Origin of the sequence: Gluconacetobacter takamatsuzukensis (genome assembly GCF_014174275.1) — a bacterium.
Taxonomy (GTDB): Bacteria; Pseudomonadota; Alphaproteobacteria; order Acetobacterales; family Acetobacteraceae; genus Gluconacetobacter; species Gluconacetobacter takamatsuzukensis.
The window spans coordinates 115,541-136,354 of record NZ_JABEQK010000008.1 but is presented as its reverse complement, the minus strand read 5'-3'; the positions used below and the strand labels follow the sequence as shown (position 1 = coordinate 136,354).

At 67.0% G+C, this 20,814-nt stretch carries 20 protein-coding genes and 1 tRNA gene; 9 read left to right on the top strand and 12 right to left on the bottom strand.

What is annotated here, in order from left to right:
• Nucleotides 1-28 precede the first annotated feature (28 nt).
• Together HLH27_RS11665 and HLH27_RS11660 are read right to left on the bottom strand one after the other, a co-directional pair.
• Nucleotides 29-553 (bottom strand): DUF2501 domain-containing protein, encoded by a 525-nt coding sequence (locus HLH27_RS11665; protein ID WP_246375823.1) that lies wholly within the window; start codon nt 551-553, stop codon nt 29-31.
• A 430-nt stretch (nt 554-983) separates the two neighbouring features.
• Nucleotides 984-1,223, bottom strand: a complete 240-nt coding sequence (locus HLH27_RS11660; protein ID WP_182950199.1) for a hypothetical protein — start codon at nt 1,221-1,223, stop codon at nt 984-986.
• 464 nt (nt 1,224-1,687) lie between these two features.
• Here HLH27_RS11660 and HLH27_RS11655 point away from each other — a divergent pair, with 464 nt between their 5' ends.
• On the top strand, nt 1,688-1,876 hold the full coding sequence (locus HLH27_RS11655) for a YqaE/Pmp3 family membrane protein (RefSeq protein WP_182950198.1): 189 nt from the start codon (nt 1,688-1,690) through the stop codon (nt 1,874-1,876).
• An 87-nt stretch (nt 1,877-1,963) separates the two neighbouring features.
• Here the strand turns inward: HLH27_RS11655 and HLH27_RS17355 are convergent, their stop codons facing one another.
• The 8 genes from HLH27_RS17355 to HLH27_RS11615 all read right to left on the bottom strand — a co-directional run bounded on the left by HLH27_RS17355 (nt 1,964) and on the right by HLH27_RS11615 (nt 11,310).
• Entirely contained in the window at nt 1,964-2,356 is a 393-nt protein-coding gene (locus HLH27_RS17355; RefSeq protein WP_408870840.1) for a GFA family protein, read from the bottom strand.
• A 689-nt stretch (nt 2,357-3,045) separates the two neighbouring features.
• Nucleotides 3,046-3,435, bottom strand: coding sequence for a hypothetical protein (locus tag HLH27_RS11645; protein ID WP_182950196.1), 390 nt, complete (start codon nt 3,433-3,435; stop codon nt 3,046-3,048).
• Nucleotides 3,436-4,299: 864 nt separating this feature from the next.
• A tRNA-Glu gene (locus HLH27_RS11640) sits at nt 4,300-4,375 on the bottom strand.
• Between the two features lie 94 nt (nt 4,376-4,469).
• Complete coding sequence (gene recJ / locus HLH27_RS11635; RefSeq protein ID WP_182950195.1) at nt 4,470-6,305, bottom strand: single-stranded-DNA-specific exonuclease RecJ; 1,836 nt, start codon at nt 6,303-6,305, stop codon at nt 4,470-4,472.
• A 21-nt stretch (nt 6,306-6,326) separates the two neighbouring features.
• Nucleotides 6,327-7,322: a class II fructose-bisphosphatase gene (glpX, locus tag HLH27_RS11630; RefSeq protein ID WP_182950194.1), complete on the bottom strand. Its 996-nt coding sequence runs from the start codon at nt 7,320-7,322 to the stop codon at nt 6,327-6,329.
• A gap of 75 nt (nt 7,323-7,397) precedes the next feature.
• On the bottom strand, nt 7,398-8,753 hold the full coding sequence (locus tag HLH27_RS11625) for a homoserine dehydrogenase (RefSeq protein WP_246375821.1): 1,356 nt from the start codon (nt 8,751-8,753) through the stop codon (nt 7,398-7,400).
• Nucleotides 8,754-8,879: 126 nt separating this feature from the next.
• Nucleotides 8,880-10,142: an LL-diaminopimelate aminotransferase gene (locus tag HLH27_RS11620; RefSeq protein WP_246375819.1), complete on the bottom strand. Its 1,263-nt coding sequence runs from the start codon at nt 10,140-10,142 to the stop codon at nt 8,880-8,882.
• A 166-nt stretch (nt 10,143-10,308) separates the two neighbouring features.
• Nucleotides 10,309-11,310: an OmpA family protein gene (locus HLH27_RS11615; RefSeq protein WP_246375817.1), complete on the bottom strand. Its 1,002-nt coding sequence runs from the start codon at nt 11,308-11,310 to the stop codon at nt 10,309-10,311.
• A gap of 213 nt (nt 11,311-11,523) precedes the next feature.
• On the opposite strand from HLH27_RS11615, the gene HLH27_RS11610 reads away from it, so the two are divergent.
• From HLH27_RS11610 to HLH27_RS11580, 7 genes are all read left to right on the top strand, one after another.
• Entirely contained in the window at nt 11,524-12,198 is a 675-nt protein-coding gene (locus HLH27_RS11610) for an ATP-dependent Clp protease proteolytic subunit (RefSeq protein WP_182950264.1), read from the top strand.
• A 113-nt stretch (nt 12,199-12,311) separates the two neighbouring features.
• Nucleotides 12,312-13,304: a ferritin family protein gene (locus HLH27_RS11605; RefSeq protein ID WP_182950193.1), complete on the top strand. Its 993-nt coding sequence runs from the start codon at nt 12,312-12,314 to the stop codon at nt 13,302-13,304.
• The gene (locus HLH27_RS11600; protein WP_182950192.1) at nt 13,301-14,164 is read left to right on the top strand and encodes a hypothetical protein; all 864 of its coding nucleotides are present in this window, start codon (nt 13,301-13,303) and stop codon (nt 14,162-14,164) included. The genes HLH27_RS11605 and HLH27_RS11600 overlap by 4 nt, the downstream gene beginning before the upstream one ends.
• Nucleotides 14,165-14,346: 182 nt before the next feature.
• A complete protein-coding gene (locus HLH27_RS11595; RefSeq protein WP_182950191.1) occupies nt 14,347-14,616 on the top strand; it encodes a hypothetical protein in 270 nt (89 codons plus the stop codon).
• 442 nt (nt 14,617-15,058) lie between these two features.
• Nucleotides 15,059-16,108 carry an ABC transporter substrate-binding protein gene (locus HLH27_RS11590; RefSeq protein WP_182950190.1) on the top strand — a complete coding sequence of 350 codons (1,050 nt, stop codon included), beginning with the start codon at nt 15,059-15,061 and terminating at the stop codon, nt 16,106-16,108.
• Nucleotides 16,105-17,106, top strand: coding sequence for an ABC transporter permease (locus tag HLH27_RS11585; RefSeq protein WP_182950189.1), 1,002 nt, complete (start codon nt 16,105-16,107; stop codon nt 17,104-17,106). Before HLH27_RS11590 ends, HLH27_RS11585 begins: the two co-directional genes overlap by 4 nt.
• On the top strand, nt 17,100-17,876 hold the full coding sequence (locus HLH27_RS11580; protein ID WP_182950188.1) for an ABC transporter ATP-binding protein: 777 nt from the start codon (nt 17,100-17,102) through the stop codon (nt 17,874-17,876). Before HLH27_RS11585 ends, HLH27_RS11580 begins: the two co-directional genes overlap by 7 nt.
• Nucleotides 17,877-18,160: 284 nt before the next feature.
• Here HLH27_RS11580 and HLH27_RS11575 read toward each other — a convergent pair whose 3' ends face one another.
• Nucleotides 18,161-18,754 carry a hypothetical protein gene (locus HLH27_RS11575; protein ID WP_182950187.1) on the bottom strand — a complete coding sequence of 198 codons (594 nt, stop codon included), beginning with the start codon at nt 18,752-18,754 and terminating at the stop codon, nt 18,161-18,163.
• 168 nt (nt 18,755-18,922) lie between these two features.
• Here HLH27_RS11575 and HLH27_RS16925 point away from each other — a divergent pair, with 168 nt between their 5' ends.
• Nucleotides 18,923-19,096, top strand: coding sequence for an aquaporin (locus HLH27_RS16925; RefSeq protein ID WP_338029892.1), 174 nt, complete (start codon nt 18,923-18,925; stop codon nt 19,094-19,096).
• Between the two features lie 99 nt (nt 19,097-19,195).
• Here the strand turns inward: HLH27_RS16925 and HLH27_RS11565 are convergent, their stop codons facing one another.
• On the bottom strand, nt 19,196-20,701 hold the full coding sequence (locus tag HLH27_RS11565) for an efflux transporter outer membrane subunit (RefSeq protein WP_408870834.1): 1,506 nt from the start codon (nt 20,699-20,701) through the stop codon (nt 19,196-19,198).
• Nucleotides 20,702-20,814: the final 113 nt, after the last annotated feature.

Genomic DNA, 20,814 nt, shown 5'->3' with positions numbered 1-20,814 from the left:
AAGGCCCGGCCGGCGGCCCGCAAGCGGATCAGTCCGAGAGCGACTGCCCCTTCTTGACCAGGTCGCTGCACAGTTCCACGCGCTTCGACCTGTCAAGCGTGGCGATGTCGAACGGCGTGCTGCTCCCGGTCTGCAACAGCCCCTGCCCGCCGACCGAATAGAACTGGTCGTTCTTCACATCGTCGCGCTTGGCCAGCGCACGGGCGGTACTGCGCGCCGTCGTGCCATAGACCAGCTTCTTGTGGATGCAATACGTCACCAGCCCGGCCACATTCCCCGGCCCGGCCGACGCCAGCGTCGGCAGCCCGTTGGTACCCAGCACGCCGGGCGTCGCGGCGGTGGTCGATCCCGTCACGCCATTGACGACCTGCGCCCCCTGCGTGGCCGGATTGGACGCCGGGTCGGCGGGCGACGTCACCGGTACGCTACCGACCGGCTGGGTCGAAAGCGTGGTCCCTGCCGGCACCTGCGCCGGCGCACCCTGCGCATGCGCGGCACCGACGGCGGAGAACGCCACACCACAGGACAGGGCAAAGGCAGAAAAACGATTCATCAGCATTACAGAACCTTTCAGCAGGTCATTCCAACAACAGCCTGGGACGCAACACGGGGCAGGCGCCCCGCCGCATCGCTGCAAGCCGTATAGTCGGAAGACCAAACGTGCCGAACCGCCGACAGTTCTATGCCATACTGAAACAATACCCGGCCCGCTCCCCTCCAGAAGGAAGCAGAACCCGAAACATCACCCAAATCGAAAACAGACGGCCATGCCGACCGCCGCCATTTCTTTCAAATCGGTCAACAGGAAATACGCCTGGCGATCGGAACCGCCGGCACCGCCCCCGCCTCATCACGCCCGGCATGTCTGTCCGGATATGCCCGAACACCGGACCGGAACAATCCCGACGACAGCACGCAGCAAAGCGCCAGAGCCCGAACCACGCGCGCCGGGTCGCCCCCGGCGCGCATGTCCCGTCAGGGTGCTAGTGACCCATGGTATTGCCGCCGATGGCATTGCCCCGGATGCTGCCCACATGATCGACCTGGCTACCGCTACCGCTGTCGCCGTCGCCGTCATCGGCCATGAGGCTGCCCGTGGTGGCCGCTCCGAAATGGTGATGCTGGGCCGGGCCCTTGTCCTGCGCCACCTGGTGCGGCGCGGTCTGTTCGTCCGCACAGGCAGCCAGCGCGAGACATGTCGAGGCAATCAGGAGAAAACGCATCGCAGGTCATTATCCTTCCCTATAGGCCCCGCCGGCCCGCCGGCGTCATCGGAGCCACGCCCCCGCTCCATGCGGCAGCACATCGCTCCTCCAGAAACCACGGGGCACACCGCATTCCAGCGCCTCCACGCCCGAAGTCAAGAAAACTTCCTTTCAATTTCGGATCGATTGACGACCCGCGGCCCATCCCGCCGCCCCGGGGCCGGACGACCCGTCACCTGCCCCGTCACCTGTTCCGTCATGGGACCCGTTGTACCCGTTATCCACATGATTGTACACAGGGGCCACCCGGGCCAGGCGACCGGACCGCACCCCGTCCGCGAACCGCGCCGCCGCCAGCGCACCACCCGGGAATTTTCCCTTTGGCTTGCGGCCGGAACCCACGCAAAATACAGGACACAACGGTTCCCCCTTCCCCTCGGGTGGACACCCATCGGCCAATCTTTTTGCCAAGAGACCCTCGCATGCGCCTTCTCCTCGCCCTCATCCTCCCCTGGCTTCAGTTTTTCACCATCGGCCGCCCCATCGCCGGCATCATCTGCCTGTTTCTCCAGATCACCATCATCGGCTGGATCCCCGCCGCCATCTGGTCGGTCTACGCCCTCAGCCAATTCAAGACCGACCAGAAAATCAGGAAGGCAATGCGCGGCTGACCCAACCCGGCCGCTGAAGGCTGTTTGAAAAATCCCCTGTTGTTGTCAGCTATTGGTGACGACAACAGGGGGTTTTCAAACCGCCTCTTATCCGTCGCGCGATCGCGGATAGCGCGGAAGGTCCCCCGTTATCGGGTCCCAATCCAGAGCCTCGCTCGCCCAGACATGAAATGTCGGCGGCACCGCATTCGGGTTATCCAGACTCACCGTCATGACATCGCGTTCCCCCGGCGCATCCTCCCGGCGATAGGTCAGGGGAGACCCGCACCGACCGCAGAAGCTACGGATGACGCCGGGCGAAGACACATAATCGACCGGCACCCCGCGTATGTAGCGAAAACACGAATCCTTCACCCCAACAAATGGAAGCCGCGGCGCAGACGCAACCCGCCGGCAGGTCTCGCAATGGCAGATCCCGCTACTGACCACCTCCCCCTCGACCACATAGCGCACGTCCCCGCAAAGACATCCCCCTTCCATCTTTCCCTCCAGCATCAACCCGTTCGCTCACCCGCCCGGTCATCGGACCCATCCGGCACCCCGCCTTGCCCCTTCCCGGCAATGACACATGGCCGGGATCGCATGCGAAAACCAGAGAACCATGCAGAAGAACGGTCGATTACCGCCGCCTGCTACCCTCACACCGCTCCTGCAACCGCCTCACAGCATCCGGCGGCATGGGCGCAGTCATCATCGACCGATATTCCACGCACGCAGGCATCTCCCCGCGCTCGCGCCGAGGCCGATGAACACAGCCCCCCAGCCCCACAACGGCCACACACAGCAAAATCCAGCGCGTCATCCTCATCTCCCCATCCCGACCAATCGAGAATAACGTGCGCTGACGATGGTATGGTGTCTGCGCCCCATATCTCGGCACCTGTACCGACTGCGCGTTTCTATGATGGGACAGGAGGCGATATTAAAGAAGAATGGACAGCGGAGCATTGGTTCGCGTGGCATCTTTCGCGACCAGTGAAAGCCCGGCAACCGATTCTCATCATTGAAACTGTCGCCGCTGAGTATTGCCTTAATCAGAGAAGGCTCTCCGAACTGAAGACCGGAAAGCGGAAGACTTTCAGGGACAAGCGACCCAAGTCTCCATCGAAGAACTAAACGAGTCGGGGCTTCGGCCTCGACTTACCCCCGCCGTCTCCACAACCGGCTCGCTAGGTTGGAGACTCTTCCTTCTTTTCTGCTTTCTGGGTGCCCTTATTGGCCTGTCTTGCTTTCCCCGCCACTTCCCGAAGGAAGCTACCCACAACGGCTATCGCCGTTGAGCTTCCCACAGCAATCGCCGCGCTCTCGTGCCCAGAGATCGCAAGTTCATATGTGGTGAACATCGCTCCAGCGAACGCGCACAGAGCAATGAACCTCTGCGTAAGGGCGTCGATAAGCTGGAAGGTCTGAGCACGCAGGCGAAGCGTACGCTCTGTCTCGGAATTCTTCTCGGCCATCGTCATGATGCGGTCGGGAAGATCTTCTTTAACCTTTTTGTACCCGAACATTTCTTCAGATGCCGGAATGGGGCCGGCAACGGTCTTTTGCGTAGCCATCATGATGGCTCCCGCTCCCACAGGAAACGGGCCGTAAATCGGCGTCTGCGGTATATGAGCCGGATTAGTGATTGATGAAGGCGCGGGGGGAGTATCCGAGTTCGGCATCAATCTGATTCATTGAATGGCGCATTGCTTCCCCCGTTGCCTTCCAGGCCGATGACGAGATGTCTTCGGCAGTCGAGACAGGGTAATCCCTTACGGGGGCACCGATATCAAGCAACTCATTAAAAGCACTCAGGATCGAGCGCGCTGAAACTGATTTTAGCATTGCTTCCTCCGTCGCTAATGGTTGCTACCGGTATCAAATTGGATACGGCGCAGTTTTCCGTCAAGTTAACTCTGCCATTTCCCGCGCCGATGTCCTGCCTCTCCCTGCGCCCTCTCATCGGGAACCGCCCTGTCTGACTGTAGCTCGCCCCACTACTGCTGCCCCATCGCCAGCCAGACTCTGATACGGGACGCGTTCACTGGAAGCCGAACAAGCCAATCTTGGAAAGTGGCGACCCATCGTAACCATGACAAAGACGCGGCGCCAGGAAAGAGAAGTGCCCAGGCAAACGTCGATGCTCCCCATATCGTGCATTGGAAAAGAAAGGCCTTACCGACCAGGCTGCGGGTCCTGCGCCAAGGCGCGCGAGCGCGTTGGCCTGTCACGGATAGCCAACAACGCTTCACCTGAAGCACAGCGTGGCGTCATGGCACCCGATGAAAGGGGGCACGGATCGATCCGGCAGCCGATCCGAGGACGCTACGTCGCGTCTATCGGAAATTCGATCCGACCTCTCCCAGGAGCATCGTAGATGATTTTGAATTGTAGTGGTCCATAGGGACCATCTCAGCCTGTGGGTAACTCTGCTAAGTTACTGGCGTCCCATAGGGGATTCGAACCCCTGTTGCCGCCGTGAGAGGGCGGTGTCCTAGGCCTCTAGACGAATGGGACATCTGGCTTGGGCGGGTTCGTATCCCGATGCGGCGGGGCGGTCAAGCCCCGTCCGGCCGATAACGACATTTTCTTTGCGACGCGACGCGCGCCCTTAGCTCGCCACCGCCGCGTCGCGGATGAAGAAACTCGCATCGGTGCGGCCGTTCCAGTTTTCCGCGCGCAGCCAGCCTGCCAGATGCAGCGGCGGCGCATTGCGGTCTTCCAGCATCGCTGCGGCGGGGTGGTCGTCGGCGCGGAACAGCAGCGCCTTCAGCCGCGGGCCGCCGCCCTCGCCCTCCACCAGCACCCGCAGCGTGCCGCCCTCGCGGCCGATCCGGTCGGCGCGCACCACCCGCACGCGCGGAATGGCCAGCACCGGCTCGTCATTGCCCGCGCCGAAGGGCGCCATGCGGCCGATATCGGTCGCCAATGCCACCGTCGCACCAGCCACATGCACCACGCCCTCGATCAGCACATCCACCGCATCCGGCAGTGCCGCCGCATCGCGCAGCCGCTCGTTCAGGAAATCGTGCAGCGCCGGCACCCCGCCCGCGGGCAGCGAGAACCCGGCCGCCATGGCATGGCCACCCCCCGTCGTCAGCAGCCTCATCTGCCGCGCCGCGATGATCGCCGCCCCCAGATCGATCTCGGCAACCGACCGGCCCGATCCTTTGATCGTCCCGTCCTCCAGCTCCGCCCCAACCAGCACCGGGCGGTTGAACCGCTCCTTGATCCGGCCGGCGACGATGCCCACCACGCCGGCATGCCAGTCCCGTCCCGACAGCACCAGCACCGCATGCCCGGCCGCGCGCTGCGCCGCCGCCTCTTCCATCGCGCGATCCAGAATCGCGGTCTCCACCGTCTGGCGGCGCCGGTTCACGGCATCCAGCCGTTCGGCCAGCCGCCGGGCCTCGGCCGCGTCGTCGCACAGCAGCAGGTCCAGCCCCAGCCCGGATTCGGCAATCCGGCCGCCCGCATTGATGCGCGGCCCCAGCGCAAAGCCGCAGGTAAAGGCCGAGAGCGGATCGCGCGCCCCCGCCACCTCCAGCAGCGCTTCCAGCCCGATCCGCCGCCGCCGCGCCAGCATCTTCAGCCCCTGCGTCACCAGCGCACGGTTCAGCCCCGTCAGCGGCATGACATCGCATACGGTCGCCAGCGCCACGATATCGAGAAACGCCATCAGGTCCGGCTCCGGCCGGCCGGCAAACCAGCCCGCCCGCCGCAACGCCCGCACCGTCGCCACCGCCGTCAGAAACGCCACCCCCGCCGCGCACAGGCCGCGCTGGCCGGACAGGCAGTCCGGACGGTTAGGGTTGACCGTGGCCAGCACCGAAGGCGGCGGCCCCTCGGCCTTGTGATGATCCAGCACCACGATGTCGGCCCGCCCGGCCAGCGTCGCCAGCACATCGCCCGCTGCCGTGCCGCAATCGACACAGACCACGAGCGTCGCCCCCCGCCCCACCAGCGCGTCCAAGGCCGGGGCGTTGGGGCCATAGCCCTCGGTCATGCGGTCGGGCACATGGGTCATCACCGGGCAGCCCAACTGGCGCAACAGCCCGGTCACCAGCGCGGCGGCACAGGCCCCGTCCACGTCGTAATCGCCGAACACGGCCACCGTCTCACCCCGGCGCACGGCCTCGGCCAGTCGCTCGGCCGCCACGTCCATGTCCTGCAACGCGGAAGGGTCGGGCATCAGCGCCCGCAGCGTCGGGTCCAGGAAGGTCGCGGCCGTGCCGCCATCCAGCCCGCGCGCCGCCAGCATCTGCCCGACCAGTTCGGACACACCCGCCTGCTGCGCGATCATCAGCCCGATCCGGCCCCCGGCATCGGCCAGGCGGGAATCCCGCCACAGCCAGCGCCGGCCACCCAGGCTGGACCGCACCCCCAGCACCAGCCCCCCCTCGGCCGGATCGGCGGGCGCCGCCGCCATCAGGTCCCCGTCAGCCATGGCGGAAAGCGACATCGTCCGTTAGTAGGCCGGCCAGGTCTTGGTGCTGAAATCGTGATGCCCCTCGACAAAGCGCACGGTGCCGGATTTCGAGCGCATGACGATCGAATGGGTCACGGCGCGCCGCCCGTCGCGACGAATGCCGCGCAGCAGCGGGCCGGTCGTCACCCCGGTGGCGGAGAACAGGACATCGCCCTTCGCCATGTCGAACAGCCCCAGCTTGCGCGACGGGTCCTTGCCCGGATCCATCTCCCGCGCGCGGCGGATCTGCTCGTCATCCTCGAACAGCAGGCGCGCCTGCATCTGGCCGCGCACGCAGCGCACGGCGGCGGCGGCCAGCACGCCCTCGGGCGCCCCGCCCGAACCGGCATAGATATCCACCTCGCCATCGGGCAGGCAGGCGGCAATGGCGGCGGCCACGTCGCCGTCGCTCAGCAGCATCACCCGCGCCCCGGCCTCGCGCGTCTTGGCGATCAGCTCCTCATGCCGCTCGCGCTCCAGCGCGCACAGCGTCAGCTCGCTGATATCCTTGCGCTTGGCCCGCGCCAGCTCGCGCAGATTGGCGCCGATGCTGGCATCCAGGTCCACCACGCCTTCCGGCAGGTCGGGCCCGACCACGATCTTGTCCATGTAGACATCGGGCGCGTGCAGGAAATTGCCCGCCTCGGCCAGCGCCACCACCGTCAGGGCATTGGGCATGTTCTTGGCGCACAGGTTGGTGCCTTCCAGCGGGTCCACGGCGATATCCATCGCCGGCCCGCCGGCCCCGACCTTCTCGCCGATGAACAGCATCGGCGCCTCGTCCATCTCCCCCTCGCCGATCACCACCGTGCCGTCGATCGCCACGGTGTCGAAGGCCAGACGCATCGCCTCGACAGCGGCGCCGTCCGCGTCGTTCTTCTGGCCGCGACCGGTCCAGTGCGACGCGGCCATCGCCGCCGCCTCGGTCACGCGGACCAGTTCCAGGGCAAGGTTGCGGTCGGTCACCTGATAGGCAGCAGTAGGTCTGGACGTCATCACTCTGGTTCCTTGACTGTCGGGGCCGGTTCTGAGCGCCGGCCTGTTGGGCGGTACCGTGGGCGTAGGCGTGGTTCAGCCGGCCTCGATCCGGATCATCGCCGGCTCGCCGATCACGGCCGGCAGCGCCGCGATCCGGGCGAGCGCCGCCATCATGGCGGATTCCTGCGTGCGATGCGTGACCAGCACCAGCGGCACGGACGGCTCGTCCGCTCCACCACTATCGTCGGCGGCGCGCCCATGTTGCAACATGCTGCGCAAAGACACACCATGATCGCGCAGAACGGCCGTGACATCGGCAATCACGCCCGGCCGGTCCTGCACCTGCAGGCGCAGGTAATATTCCTCGTGGAACGCGGTGCGCGGCAGGGCCTCCACCTGCGTCAGCCCGTCGGTGCTGCGGCCCCAGACCGGCACCGCATTGCCGCGCGCGATGTCGATCAGGTCGGCGGCAACGGCGGTGGCGGTCGGCCCCTCGCCCGCGCCGCGCCCCTCCAGCATCAGCCGGCCCACGAACGCGCCTTCCACCAGCACGGCGTTGAACACGCCATCCACCTGCGCGATCGGCATCTTCTCCGGCACCAGGCAGGGATGCACCCGGGCCTCGATCCCGTCCTCGCGCCGGCGGGCCAGGCCCAGCAGCTTGATGCGGTAGCCCAGCGCCTGGGCGAATGCCAGGTCCAGCGCCGCGATACCCCGGATCCCCTCGACATGCACCGACGAGAACGCGACCGGCCGGCCGAACGCCAGCCCGGCCAGGATCGCCAGCTTGTGCGCCGCGTCGATCCCGTCCACGTCGGTCGAGGGATCGGCCTCGGCATAGCCCAGCGCCTGCGCCTCGGCCAGCACGTCGGCAAAGGCACGGCCGCTCTCGCGCATCGCGGTCATGATATAGTTGCAGGTGCCGTTCAGGATGCCGCCCACCCGGTTCAGCCGATCGGCGGCCAGCCCCTCGCGCACCGTCTTGATGGCCGGAATGCCGCCCGCCACCGCGGCCTCGAACATCAGCGGCACGCCGGCCTGCTCGGCCAGCGCCGCCAGCTCGGCACCATGCACCGCGATCAGCGCCTTGTTGGCGGTCACGACCGGCCGCCCGGCCCGCAGCGCCTCTGTCACCAACCGGCGCGCGATGCCCTCGGCGCCACCGATCAGCTCGACCACCACGTCCACATCCGGATCGTGCGCCAGCGCCAACGCATCGTCATGCCAGGTCACGCCGTCCAGATCGATGCCCCGGTCCCGGGTGCGGTCGCGCGCGGCGACGGACGTCACCACCACCGGCCGCCCGGCCCGGGCGCCGACAATGCCCGCATTGCCGCGCAGCAGCTTGACCAGGCCGGCCCCCACCGTACCCAGCCCCGCGATGCCGATCCGCAATGGCGCCGGTCCCGTTCCGCCTGCCTGTCCGCCCGTGCCACCCGTACCCATCATCCGTCCGGTCACCTGATATCCTGTCGTCGTTCCTGAATTCAGCACGCAGCCGGACGCGGCACCCACCGCGCCGCGCCCGGATCGAAAACCGGCCGGGCACACCCAACGGGCACCCCGGCCGTAAAGTCAGATCGCCGGCGCCGCATCGGCGGCCTGGTCCGCCTCTTTCCCCGCCCGGCGGCCGGGCGCGGCCGGATCGGGCAGGTTGACGCCATGCCGGCCCATGAACTGCCGGATCGCCCGCGTCGCCTGGCGCAGGCGCTGGGTGTTCTCGACCAGCCCGATCCGCACGAAGCCCTCGCCATACTCGCCGAAGCCCAGCCCCGGCGCCACCGCCACCCCGGCTTCCTTCAGCAGCAGCTTCGAGAAATCGATGCTGCCCATCTCGCGGAACGCCGCCGGCAGCGGCGCCCAGGCAAACATCGACCCCTCGGGCGACGGCACATCCCACCCCGCCGCATGCAGGCCGCGGATCAGCACGTCGCGCCGGTCGCGATAGAGCGTGCGCATTTCGGCCACGCAATCCTGCGGGCCGCTCAGCGCCGCCACCGCCGCCACCTGGATCGGGGTAAAGGCCCCGTAATCCAGATAGGATTTGATCCGCGTCAGCGCATTGATCAGGCGCGGATTGCCGGCGGCAAACCCCATGCGCCACCCCGCCATGGAATAGGTCTTGGACAGCGAGGTGAACTCGACCGCGATATCCTTCGCCCCCGGCACCTGCAGGATCGAGGGCGGCACCTTGTCGCCGAAATAGATCTCGGCATAGGCCAGGTCGGACATGATCCAGATCTCGTGCCGCCGGGCAAAGGCCACCAGCTCGCGATAGAAATCCAGGTCCGCGACATAGGCCGTGGGGTTGGAGGGAAAATTGACGATCAGCGCCGTCGGCTTGGGCACCGAATGGCGCACCGCGCGATCCAGCGCCCGCAGCATCTCCTCGTCCGGCGTCGCGGGGATCGAGCGCACCGAGGCCCCGGCGATGATGAAACCGAACTGATGGATCGGATAGGACGGGTTGGGCACCAGGATGGTGTCGCCCGGGCTGGTGATGGCGGCGGCCAGGTTGGCCAGCCCTTCCTTCGAGCCCAGGGTCGCGATCACCTCGGTCTCCGGGTCCAGCGTCACCCCGAAACGGCGGTCGTAATAGCCCGCCAGCGCCCGGCGCAGCCCGGGAATGCCCTTGCTGACCGAATAGCCGTGCGCGCGCGGATCGGCCACGGTCTCCACCAGCTTCTGCACGATGTGCGGCGGGGTGGGGCTGTCGGGATTGCCCATGCCCAGATCGATGATGTCCTCGCCCCGGGCTCGGGCCGCGGCCTTGGCCTTGTTCACCTCGGCGAACACATAGGGCGGCAGGCGGCGGATGCGATGGAATTCTTCTGTCATGGGTTGGCTCGTTGAGACTGTTTGCCCGGGACCCAGCGCCCCGGACAAGGTTCAGGATGGCCGTTTCGCACCGCTCTTCCGGCGGCATGTCGCGACTGGCGGGATGTTTCCCCACCAGTCGCGGATATTAGCGACGCCCGCGCCCGGCAGGCAACCGCGCCGCGCCCTACTCGGCCATGCCGACGCGCACGCCGTCGCCGAACGGATGGGCGCGCAGATGAATCGCCTTCGCCGGCACCCCATCGGCCACCAGCCGGTCGGCCACGGCCCGGGCACGCAGCAGCGCCAGCGCCATCGCCCGCGCCTGCTCCGCCGAATCGGTCGACGCGGCCTCGCCATACCCGTGGACGAACAGCGGGCCGGCGGGGCTGTGGCGCGCCACGCTGTCGATCGCCTTCTCCTGCCCCGGCACCGGCCGATCGTTGCCGACCGGGAATAGAATGCGCGTCCCCCCCAGGTCGGCCAGCGCATAATCCGGGCGGATCGTCGGCACCGTATCGTCGGTCGCCACCGCGAAACCGGGGAATTGCGGTGCCACAGGCGGCCCGGCGGGAATCTCCGGCGGCACCGGCACGGCCTGCGGCTTGCCGCCCACGCCGCCCACATCCGCCTCGACCTCGGGCATCGCCACCAGCGGCCCAGCCCCCGCGTCCTGCGCCGAAGCACCCTTCGCGCCGGCCTTCGACGGCGGCGGCGGAGGCGCCTCCGCCGCGTCCAGCGTCGCCGAAGACGCGGCATCGCCCCCGCCCGGCGCGGCCGCCGGGGCAGGCCGCGCCAGCACGGGCGTCGCGGGCGGGGCCGTATTCGTCAGCGGCCCGACCTCCGCCCCCATCCGGTGCGCCAGGTTGCGCTGTTCGATCAGCGATTCCGTCACATCCTGCCGCCGCTCGGCCGAGGGCAGCACCGGCGGCGTGGTCGGCGTCAGCCCCACGGCGGGATAGGGGTCGTGCGCACCCGGCGGCGGCGGCCGCTGCTGGGCGATGACGCCGCCCTGATATTGATGAAACCAGTCCAGCGTGCTGTCGACGGCATCGCGATGGGCACAGCCGGCCAGCGGCAGCAGGCCAGCCAGCAGCCCCGCCAGCGCCGCGCCCACGCCCGCCCCCCGGCGGCCCGCCGGGCAGGCCGAAGCCGCGCGGTCTCTTGGCAGCGGCGCTTTCATACCCATCTTCACTCCATGACCAGCGTCTGGCGGCCGCATTCCGTCCGGGGCACGGCCGCCTGCCCTCCCTTACTAGCCCGGCCCCGGGCCTTTGAGCTAGAGAGCGGCACCGCCGGTTCGCGGGCGGCGCGGAAAAGGTCAGGCCTTGGCACCGGCCCGAAGGCGGCGCAGGATAGAGTGATGACGCAGACCAGTCCTGGATACAGGGAGATCATGATGCTGAACGGCATGCAGCCGAACCACCGTATCCGGATGGATGACGAAGACCCGAACGGTCCCGACATCCCCGAGCCCCAGGGCCCCGAACCGACGGAACCCGGCGATAACAAGACGCTTTCCTCCCCGATCAACGAGCTCGAGAGCCGCCTGTTCGATCAGCGCAAGGTGCTGGTCTTCGGGGCGATCAACGACAAGCTGGCGCGCGACGTCACCGGCCGCCTGCTGGCGCTGGCCGGCGCGTCCGACAAGCCGATCGACCTCTACGTCAACTCGCCCGGCGGCCATGTCGAAAGCGGCGACACGATTCACGACATGATCCGCTTCGTCGATTCGGTCGCCCCGGTGAACGTGATCGGCACCGGCTGGGTCGCCTCGGCGGGCGCGCTGATCTTCGCCGCCGGCAACCCGCAGCGCCGCTACTGCCTGCCCAACACCCGCTTCCTGCTGCACCAGCCGATGGGCGGCGTGCGCGGCCCCGCCACCGATATCGATATCGAGGCGCGGGAAATCGTGAAGATGCGCGAACGGCTCAACCGCCTGTTCGCCCGCGAAACCGGCCAGTCGTACGAGAAGATCTGCCGCGACACGGACCGGAATTACTGGATGTCGGCCGAAGAGGCGATCGCCTACGGGCTGGTGACACGGGTCATCTCCACCCTCTCCGACATCCACTGATCGCTGGCCCCCCTCATCCCCCCCATCGCAGGGGGGGCCGCAAGGTGACGTTCGGACCGGCCTGACCCCAGGCCGGGCCGACGTCTGTACTCATTGTGCGAGCTTGCGAAACCATGACGTCCCTTTCCGATATCTATTCCTCCCTCCCCGAGGCGATCGACCCCAACGGCGCCGACAGCAAGACAGTGGCCGAGGCCGATTTCAACGCCCGCCACTGGTCCAGCCCGGTGCCCGGCCCCCTCAAGCCCGGCTCGGCCGAGCACAAGCGCGCGGTCGCCGAGATGTTCCGCGACACGTTCAACCCGTACAAGCCCTCGGTCATCGCCTGGCCGAAGCTGGACCCCGAGACGCTCAAGCGCGTGACCTCCCTGCCGATCTGGGACATCGCGGTCCAGACCGAAGGCAAGGCCCGCCTGCGCATGGCCGCCTACGCCCGCATGATCGACGACCCGGACATGAAGGACGCCCTGTCGCGCAACGCGTGGGAGGAAAACCGCCATAAGGAAGTCCTGTCCAAGCTGGTCGAGGCCTACGACATCAAGATGGCGCCCGAACCGCCGTATATCGAGCCACGCGACACCGAATGGGCCTACCTGGTCACGGGCTTCTCGGAATGCGTCGACAGTTTCTTCGCCTTCGGCCTGTTCGCCCTGGCCCAGCGCTCCGGCTTCTTCCCCGCCGAACTGATCGAGACGTTCGAGCCGGTGATGCAGGAGGAATGCCGCCACATCCTGCTGTTCGCCAACTGGCTGGCCTGGCACCGCGCCACCATGCCCCTGTGGCAGCGCCCGTGGTTCGAACTGCGCGTCCTCGCCGTCTGGGTGTTCCTGGTCTACGAGCGGATCGGCCTGGCCACCAGCATCGACGCCGACGGCAACGTGCAGGAACAGGACAATAATTTCACCGTCAGCGGGGCGAAGGACGTGGCTGATATGGATATCAGCCTGCGCGACATGATCGACCTGTGCCTGGCCGAGAACGAACGCCGCTTCTCCGGCTACGACCCGCGCCTGCTGCGGCCGAAACTGGCGCCGAATCTCGCGCGCTTCCTGCGCCTGTTCCTCCGCCGCCCGTCCGGCGCCCGGGCGCTGGAGAAGACTGCTTGAGCCGAATCGAAGCCGGATCGGAAGCCCACAAGGACCTGTTCTGCCGCCAGTTCATCGCCACGCACCAGGTCTTCGACCCCGAGACCCTGCCCTGGCCCGAGCTGAACGCGGCAGAATTGGCCCGCCTGCGCACCATCCCGTTCTGGCAGGAGGTGTACCACACCGAACGCCGGGCGGGCGCGATCGTCGACGCCTTCACCCCGCAGATCGCCGACCCGGTGGTGCGCGAGGCCGTGGCCCTGCAAGGGCTGGAGGAAGCCCGCCACGCGAAGCTGATCCGCACGATGATCGACCGCTATGGCATCGACGCGACCGAGCAGGAGATGGAGCGGTTTCCAGCCGACCTGGAAACCGCCTTCATCGATTTCGGCTTCGGCGAATGCCTCGACGCCTTCCTCGGCTTCGGGGCGTTCAAGAACGCGCGCCAGTCGCAGTTCCTGCCCGAAAAACTGTTCGAGATCTTCGACGTGCTGATGTTCGAGGAAACGCGGCACATCGTCTTCTTCATCAACTACATGGCCTGGCGCGAGCGGCGGCGCGGGCTGGGCCCGATGCGCCGCGCCCTGAAATCCACCCGCTTCTACGGCCGCGCCCTGGGCCGCCTGCTGGCCATGGTCCGGCGCGGCCGCCAGCCCAATGACGGGCGCGATTTCGCGGTCACGCAGGCCAATGTCTTCCTCGACAGTTTCTCGTTCCGCCAGTTCGTCGAGGATTGCTACCGCGAGAACGCACGGCGGATGCAGGAATTCGACCCCGACCTGATGCAGCCCCGCCTGCTCCCCGCCATGGCCGACCTCGCCCTGCGCGGCATGCGCCTGTGGGACCGCAGACGTCCCCACCTGCGCGCCGGCACCCGCTAGCCCCCGGCGCGCATCGCAACAATCCGTTGCAAACCGAGAGGAAACCTGTCTTTCCGAGAGGTTACTCCGCACCTACTGTCGACAGCGATGCGGTCGCGGACACTGGCCGGGTCAATGGGTCCACAGCGCGAACCGGTCCAGACCACCCGGCCGCTTCGCCACCAGGTACGGGAAATCGTCACATGTCCTCCTCCATCTCCAGCCTCGGCGGCAGCGCCCTCGACAGCCTGTACGGCAGCACCAGCAGCAGCAGCAGCAGCTCCTCGTCGTCGTCGTCGTCGTCGTCGTCCTCCTCCTCCTCGTCCAGCACGACCACGAGCGAAGTCACCAACGCCGACGGCTCGATCACCACCATCACCAAGAACGCGCAGGGCGTGGTCATCTCCGAATCCACCACCGGCGGCGCGAGCGGCTCGGGCAGCGCCGCCGACGGCCTCGACCTGTACGCCTGATCAAGGCACCTCCGGGGGCGGCATCTTCTGCCCCCGTGAAGAGACTCCCTTCTTTTTCTGAAGAAAAAGAAGCAAAAAGACTTTGGTCTGTTCAGGGACATCGTAAGCCGCACGCACACGAATCCTGAACAGATCAGAAGTTTTTTGGTTCTTTTTTTCAAAAAAGAACAAATACCCCCAATACCCATGCCCCAACGCAGCAACATCCCACCTGCGCCCTAATTCCACGCATAATTTCGTGATTAATCAGCTTTTCTCTTGCACTCCCCACAATCGTGAGACAAGGATATCCATCAACGATTCTACATCGTTGATATAATCGGCCGCGGCCGCCGGAGCGCAGACCACCACCATGTCCCACCCCCTCGCGGCCCACCCGCGATCCAGACCGATACGGGACATCCCCACCGACCCGGCACGCCACCCCACCAAGGTCAGACCCATGCCCGACATGCACAGCCTCTCCCGCCGCACGCTGCTGGCCGGCGCCACGGCGCTTCCCTTCGCGGCGCGCGGCGCGCGGGCCGACGATTCCATGCCGGGCGGCGCCCATTGCAGCGCGGCGGGCACGGCCTCCGTCGCCCCCGTGCCCGGCCCTGCCCGCAAGCTGACCATCGCGTGGAACCAGAATTCCACCTGCACCGCCGCAATCCCGGTCGCGAAGGAAAAAGGCTTCTTCGCGCGCTACAATCTCGACGTCGATTACGTCAATTTCGCAGGCTCCACCGACCAGTTGCTGGAGGCCCTGGCCACCGGCAAGGCCGACGGCGCCCCCGGCATGGCCCTGCGCTGGCTCAAGCCGCTCCAGCAGGGGTTCGACGTCAAGCTGGTCGCGGGCCTGCACGCCGGCTGCATGCACCTTCTGGCCCCCAAGAGCGGCCCGGCGAAGCTGGAAGATCTGCGCGGCAAGACCGTCGGCGTGACCGATATCGGCGGCCCAGACAAGAATTTCTTCTCCATCCGCCTGAAGGAAGCCGGCATCGACCCCGAATCCGACGTCCAGTGGCGGCAATACCCCGCCGACCTGCTGCCGGTGGCGCTCCAACGCGGCGAGGTGCAGGCCATCAGCGGCAGCGACCCGTTCTCCTACCTCCACAAGCGCCAGTTCGACCTGGTCGAGATCGACAGCAACATGAACGGCAGTTGGGCGCAGATCGCCTGCTGCGTCATCGGCCTGCGCGGCAGCCTGATCCGCAACGACCCCGCCGTGGCGGCGGCGGTCACGCGCGCGATCCTCGAGGCCGGCGCCTGGGTCGCCTGCAACCCGGAAGAAGCCGGCCGCATCTTCAAGCCCTTCGCCGCCCGCGCCAGCGCCGAGGACCTTGCGGCCATGCTGCGCCTCCAGGGCCATCACCACCAGACGCTCGGCCCGTCGCTGCACGATGAAATCGTGCGCTATGCCGACGCGCTGAAACAGATCGGCGTCTTCCGCCCCTCGCTCGATTCCGCACGCTACGCCGGCAAGGTCACGCAGGACCTGTTCGCGACATGACTGCGTCCAACACGCTCGCGCCCGGCCTGAACACCGGCACCCCCGCCGGCCAGGCGGCCGCACAGGCCGGCGCGCGCCCGCGCCGCCCCCTGCTGCCCTGGGCCGCCGGCCCGGCATGGTTCCTGGCGGCGCTGGTGACATGGCGCTGGCCCGACGCCGACGATTTCCCCGACACCAATCTGCTCGCCGCCCTGTTCGCCGCAATCGGGCTCGGGCTGCTGGCCACGGCCGCCCTGCGCCGCCTGTCCGCGCGCGCGCCATGGGCCATCGCGCTGGGCCTGGGCTTCACGGTATGGGAAGTCGCACAGGCCAAGCTGCTGTGGCTGCCGCGCCCGTTCTTCGGCACACCGCAGGACCTGCTGGACGTCTTCCTGACCGACTGGAAGCGGCTGGGCGACAGCCTGCTGCACTCGCTCGGCCTGCTGGCGGTGGGGTACGGCATCGGCGCGGTGCTGGGGGTGGCCATCGGGGTCGGGCTGGGGCGCTCGCCGCGTTTCCGCTACTGGGTCCGGCCGCTGATCCGCCTGGTCGGCCCGCTGCCGCCGGTGGCCCTGCTGCCGCTGGCCTTCGTGCTGATCCCCTCCGGCCGGCTGGCCAGCGAGGCCCTGCTGGCGCTGGCGGCGGGCTTCCCCACCACCATCCTCACCTGGTCGGGCGTGGCGGCGGTCGATCCCGCCTATTACGACGTCGCCCGCACCATGGGCGCGCGCAACCGCTTCCTGGTCCTGCGCGTCGCCCTGCCGGCCGCAATGCCGCAGATCTTCGTCGGCCTGTTCATGGGCCTGGGCGTGTCGTTCGCCACCCTGGTGGTGGCCGAGATGCTGGGCGTGAAATCCGGCCTGGGCTTCTACATGCAATGGGCCCAGGGCTGGGCCGCCTATCCCAACATGTATGCGGCCCTGCTGGTGATGTCGCTGATGTGCACGGGGCTGGTATCGCTGCTGTTCAAGGTACGCGACCGCGTCCTGTCCTGGCAGAAGGACGGGCTGAAATGGTAACCACCCCCACCCACCCGGCACACCCGCTCGGGCTCGCCCTCCACCATATCGACCATGGCTATGCGATCGGCGGCACCGACACGCCGGTTCTCGACGATATCAGCCTGACCATCGCGCCGGGCGAATTCGTGGCGCTGCTCGGCCCCTCGGGCTGCGGCAAATCCACCCTGCTGCGCCTGATCGCGGGGCTGGAACCGCCGCGCGCGGGCACGATCCTGGCCGAGGGCACCCCCATCACCGGCCCGGGCCCCGACCGGATCGTGATGTTCCAGGACCCGACGCTCTACCCGTGGCGCACGGTGCGCGGCAACGTGGCGCTGGGCCACGACATCGCCGGCCGCAAGGACCCGGCATCGGTCGACGCCGCGATCGAACTGGTGGGGCTGAAGGGTTTCGAACGCGCGTGGCCGCACCAGCTCTCCGGCGGCATGGCCCAGCGCGCGGCCCTGGCCCGCGCCCTGGTCAACGACCCCCGCCTGCTGATCCTGGACGAACCGCTGGGCAAGCTGGACAGCCTGACCCGCCTGACGATGCAGACCGAACTGCAACGGCTGTGGCGCGACCGCGGCTTCACCGCCATCATGGTCACGCACGATGTCGAGGAAGCCCTGCTGCTGGCCACCCGCATCATCGTCTTCAGCCCCCGCCCCGCCCGCATCATCGGCGACCTGCCCATCGACCTCCCCCCCCACCGCCACCGCGACGACCCCCGCCTGCTCGACCTGCGCAAGAACATCCTCACCCAGCTCGGCCACAGCGCCGACTGGTAAAAGACTTTTCAGGAACAGGCCCCCGATCCCGAGAGGATCGGGGGCAATCCGCGAAGCCTTCCCCCGTTCCCGCCGTCATTCCGATTTCGCCCCGAATCTGCCGTTCAATCGGGGCTCCCGGCTTGAAAACTGTCCGAAAAGCCGACATTTCGACACCGCCGCGATGCCCGAGTCCGACGATCACCGCCCCGGTTTACAGGCCATATACAAGGGCGTTACGAAATTTCGCACGACGCGGCCGCCAAATTCGTCCGTGACCAGACTGGCCCGCATCCGCACCCCCTTCAGGTCAGTGTCTCAAAATGCCGGAGTATCCATGAAATTTCGTAGAGCAGCCCGAGGCTGACAAAGGCCACGTGAAACCGACGGCTGGCGGAAACGATCGCGACCCCGCAAAGAACAAGATAAACCGGCACCCGGAACCAGTATTCGACCGAAAACATGGCATAATGCGCCGGCCCCTTGATCAGCGTATCGACCAGGTCGAAGACAACGCTCAGCGCAAGGAACGAGAAGAACCACCTTCTTCTCGAAATGAAGAAATCCTCATATCCGGTATAATCGTTGATCGAATCCGGAAAAAGAAACGCGCTCAGGAAGAACAGGACGATCGCATAGACTATCAGGAACAGATAGGTCTCGAACGTCCAGGACGGCAGCGTGACCAGCCAGAATTCCCACCACCAGAAATGCACGAGCATCAGCAGCAATGTCAGCACCCAGCCGATATGAACCGGATAGATCCGCGTCTGCCCGGGATGCTGAATGATGCGCACCAGGCCATTGAGCAGGCGCGTGACGCTCAGGCCCACCACCATCCCCATGATGATGCGCACATGCTGAAAGATTTCCGGAGAAGGCAAAGGCGGGTTGATCATCTACGCGCTCCTCCCGAACAGGCGCCGACACGCCCTGCCCCATGACCGAGGGCCCGCTCGACGATATCGGGCCGGTCGCGATACCGAAACCGGTTTGTTCCGTTTTCCCGGATCAACTTCCTGTCGGTCGTCGCACCCGAACCGACCCTGTCGAAGCCCACGGTCCTCGTGGCAATTCCCGTCACCAACATGTCGGTCAATCCGGCCCGTTCCACGGCAGTCGCGTTCTTCGCGCAGACGGCGGCACTGCAACAGCTCTGGCTCTTCTGGGCAGCCCCGCTCGCCGGCGCCCTGCTCGGCGCCGTCATATGGAAATACCTGATCGCAACACCGGAATCGTGAAGGAAACAGACACGGAAATACGCGCAGGACCGGATCGCACACCCGCTTCACGCTCGCCCGAAAACGGTTCCGCCCCCGGCGCCGACACGCTCCCCGCACCTACTCCCTGAAAGCGCGGGCGAGGATGTTCTGCTTTTCCAGCGAGACGGGCAACGCGGTCGCGGTGACGGCGACGCCCTGCCAGCCCCCGCCCATGGCGGTGTAGAGGTTGACCGCGTCCTGCAACCGCTCCAGCCGCGCCTCGGCCTCGGCATTTTCGGCCGCCAGCGCGGTGCGCTCGGTCGTCAGAACCTCCAGGAAGCCCACCAGGCCGGCGCTGTAGAGCTTGCGCGCCCGGTCGCTGGCCAGCCGGCTGTCCTCGGCCGCGCGGTGCAGCAATTCGGTGTGCTCGACATCGTCATGCCAGGCCGCCATCGCGTCCTCGACCTCGCGGAAGGCGGTCAGCACCGTCTGGCGGTAGCTCAGCCGGCTGGCTTCCGCCGCCGCCTGCATTCCGCGCACCTGCGCCGTCAGCTTGCCGCCATGGGCCAGCGGCAGCGAGGCCAGCATGAAGAACTGCCAGCTCAGCGCCCCCGCCTGGAAGAGCTGGTACATCGCCGATGCATTGGGGTTGAAGTTCAGCGGAATGCTGAAATTCGGATACATCTGCGCCACCGCGACACCAATCCGCGCCGTGGATTCGGCATAGGCCCGTTCCGCCCGGCGGATGTCCGGACGGTTGGCCAGCACGATCGAGGGCATCGTCGCCGGGAAATCCGGCACCTTCGGCAGCGGGCGGGCGATCTTCAGCTCCGCTTCCGTCGTGCCGGGCATCTGGCCCATCAGCACGTCGAGCGCATGGGTGATCTGGGCGATATGGGTGCGCAGCGGCTCGCGCGCCGCAAGCTGGCTGTCCAGCTCCGCCTTCGCCTGCGCGATCTGCAGCGTGTTGCCCACGCCTTCCAGATACAGGCGCTGCGTCAGGTCGTAGGCTTCCTGCGCCACGCTGATGTTGCGGTTGGAGATTTCCAGCCGCAACTGGGTGTCGCGCAGCACCATATAGTCGCTGACCACGGCCGAGAGCATCGTCATCAGCACCGCGCGGCGGTCTTCGATCGTTTCCTCGACCGCGCGTTCCTGCGCCTCCACGCTGCGGCGGATGCGGCCGAACACATCGATCTGCCAGCTGGCGCTGACCCCATAGGACAGGTACGACGCCCCGGGCCGATTCAGCGGATTGCCCGGCCGGATCGGCCAGTTATCCACGTTGATCGAATAGCGCGCATCGCCGTTGGTGGTATTGGCATCGACCTGCGGATACCAGGCGGAGGCCTGGCTGTCGCGCAATGCGCGCTCGGCCAGGATGCGCTGGCCGGCGATCTGCAGATCGTAATTGCCGCCGATGGCGCGATCGACCAGCCGGTCCAGTTCGGCATCGCCGAAACGGTGCCACCAATCCTTCAGCTCGGCATTGGTGCGTGCGATCTCGGCGTCGGTTGCCGGATGCTCGTCCTCGGTGAAGTGCTCGGGCACCTTCATCCGGTCGGGCTGGTAGCGCGGGCCGACCGTGCAACCCGCCAGCACAGCCGCCGCCAGAGCCAGCATGCCCACGCGCGTTTTCATCATGGTCATGAGCGCCCGACCCGCATTTCAGAAAAAACCATGGCCCTGCCGCGCAAGACAGCCGGGTACCGACACCCCCGGCAGGCCACGCAAGATCACCACACCCAACATCCCGC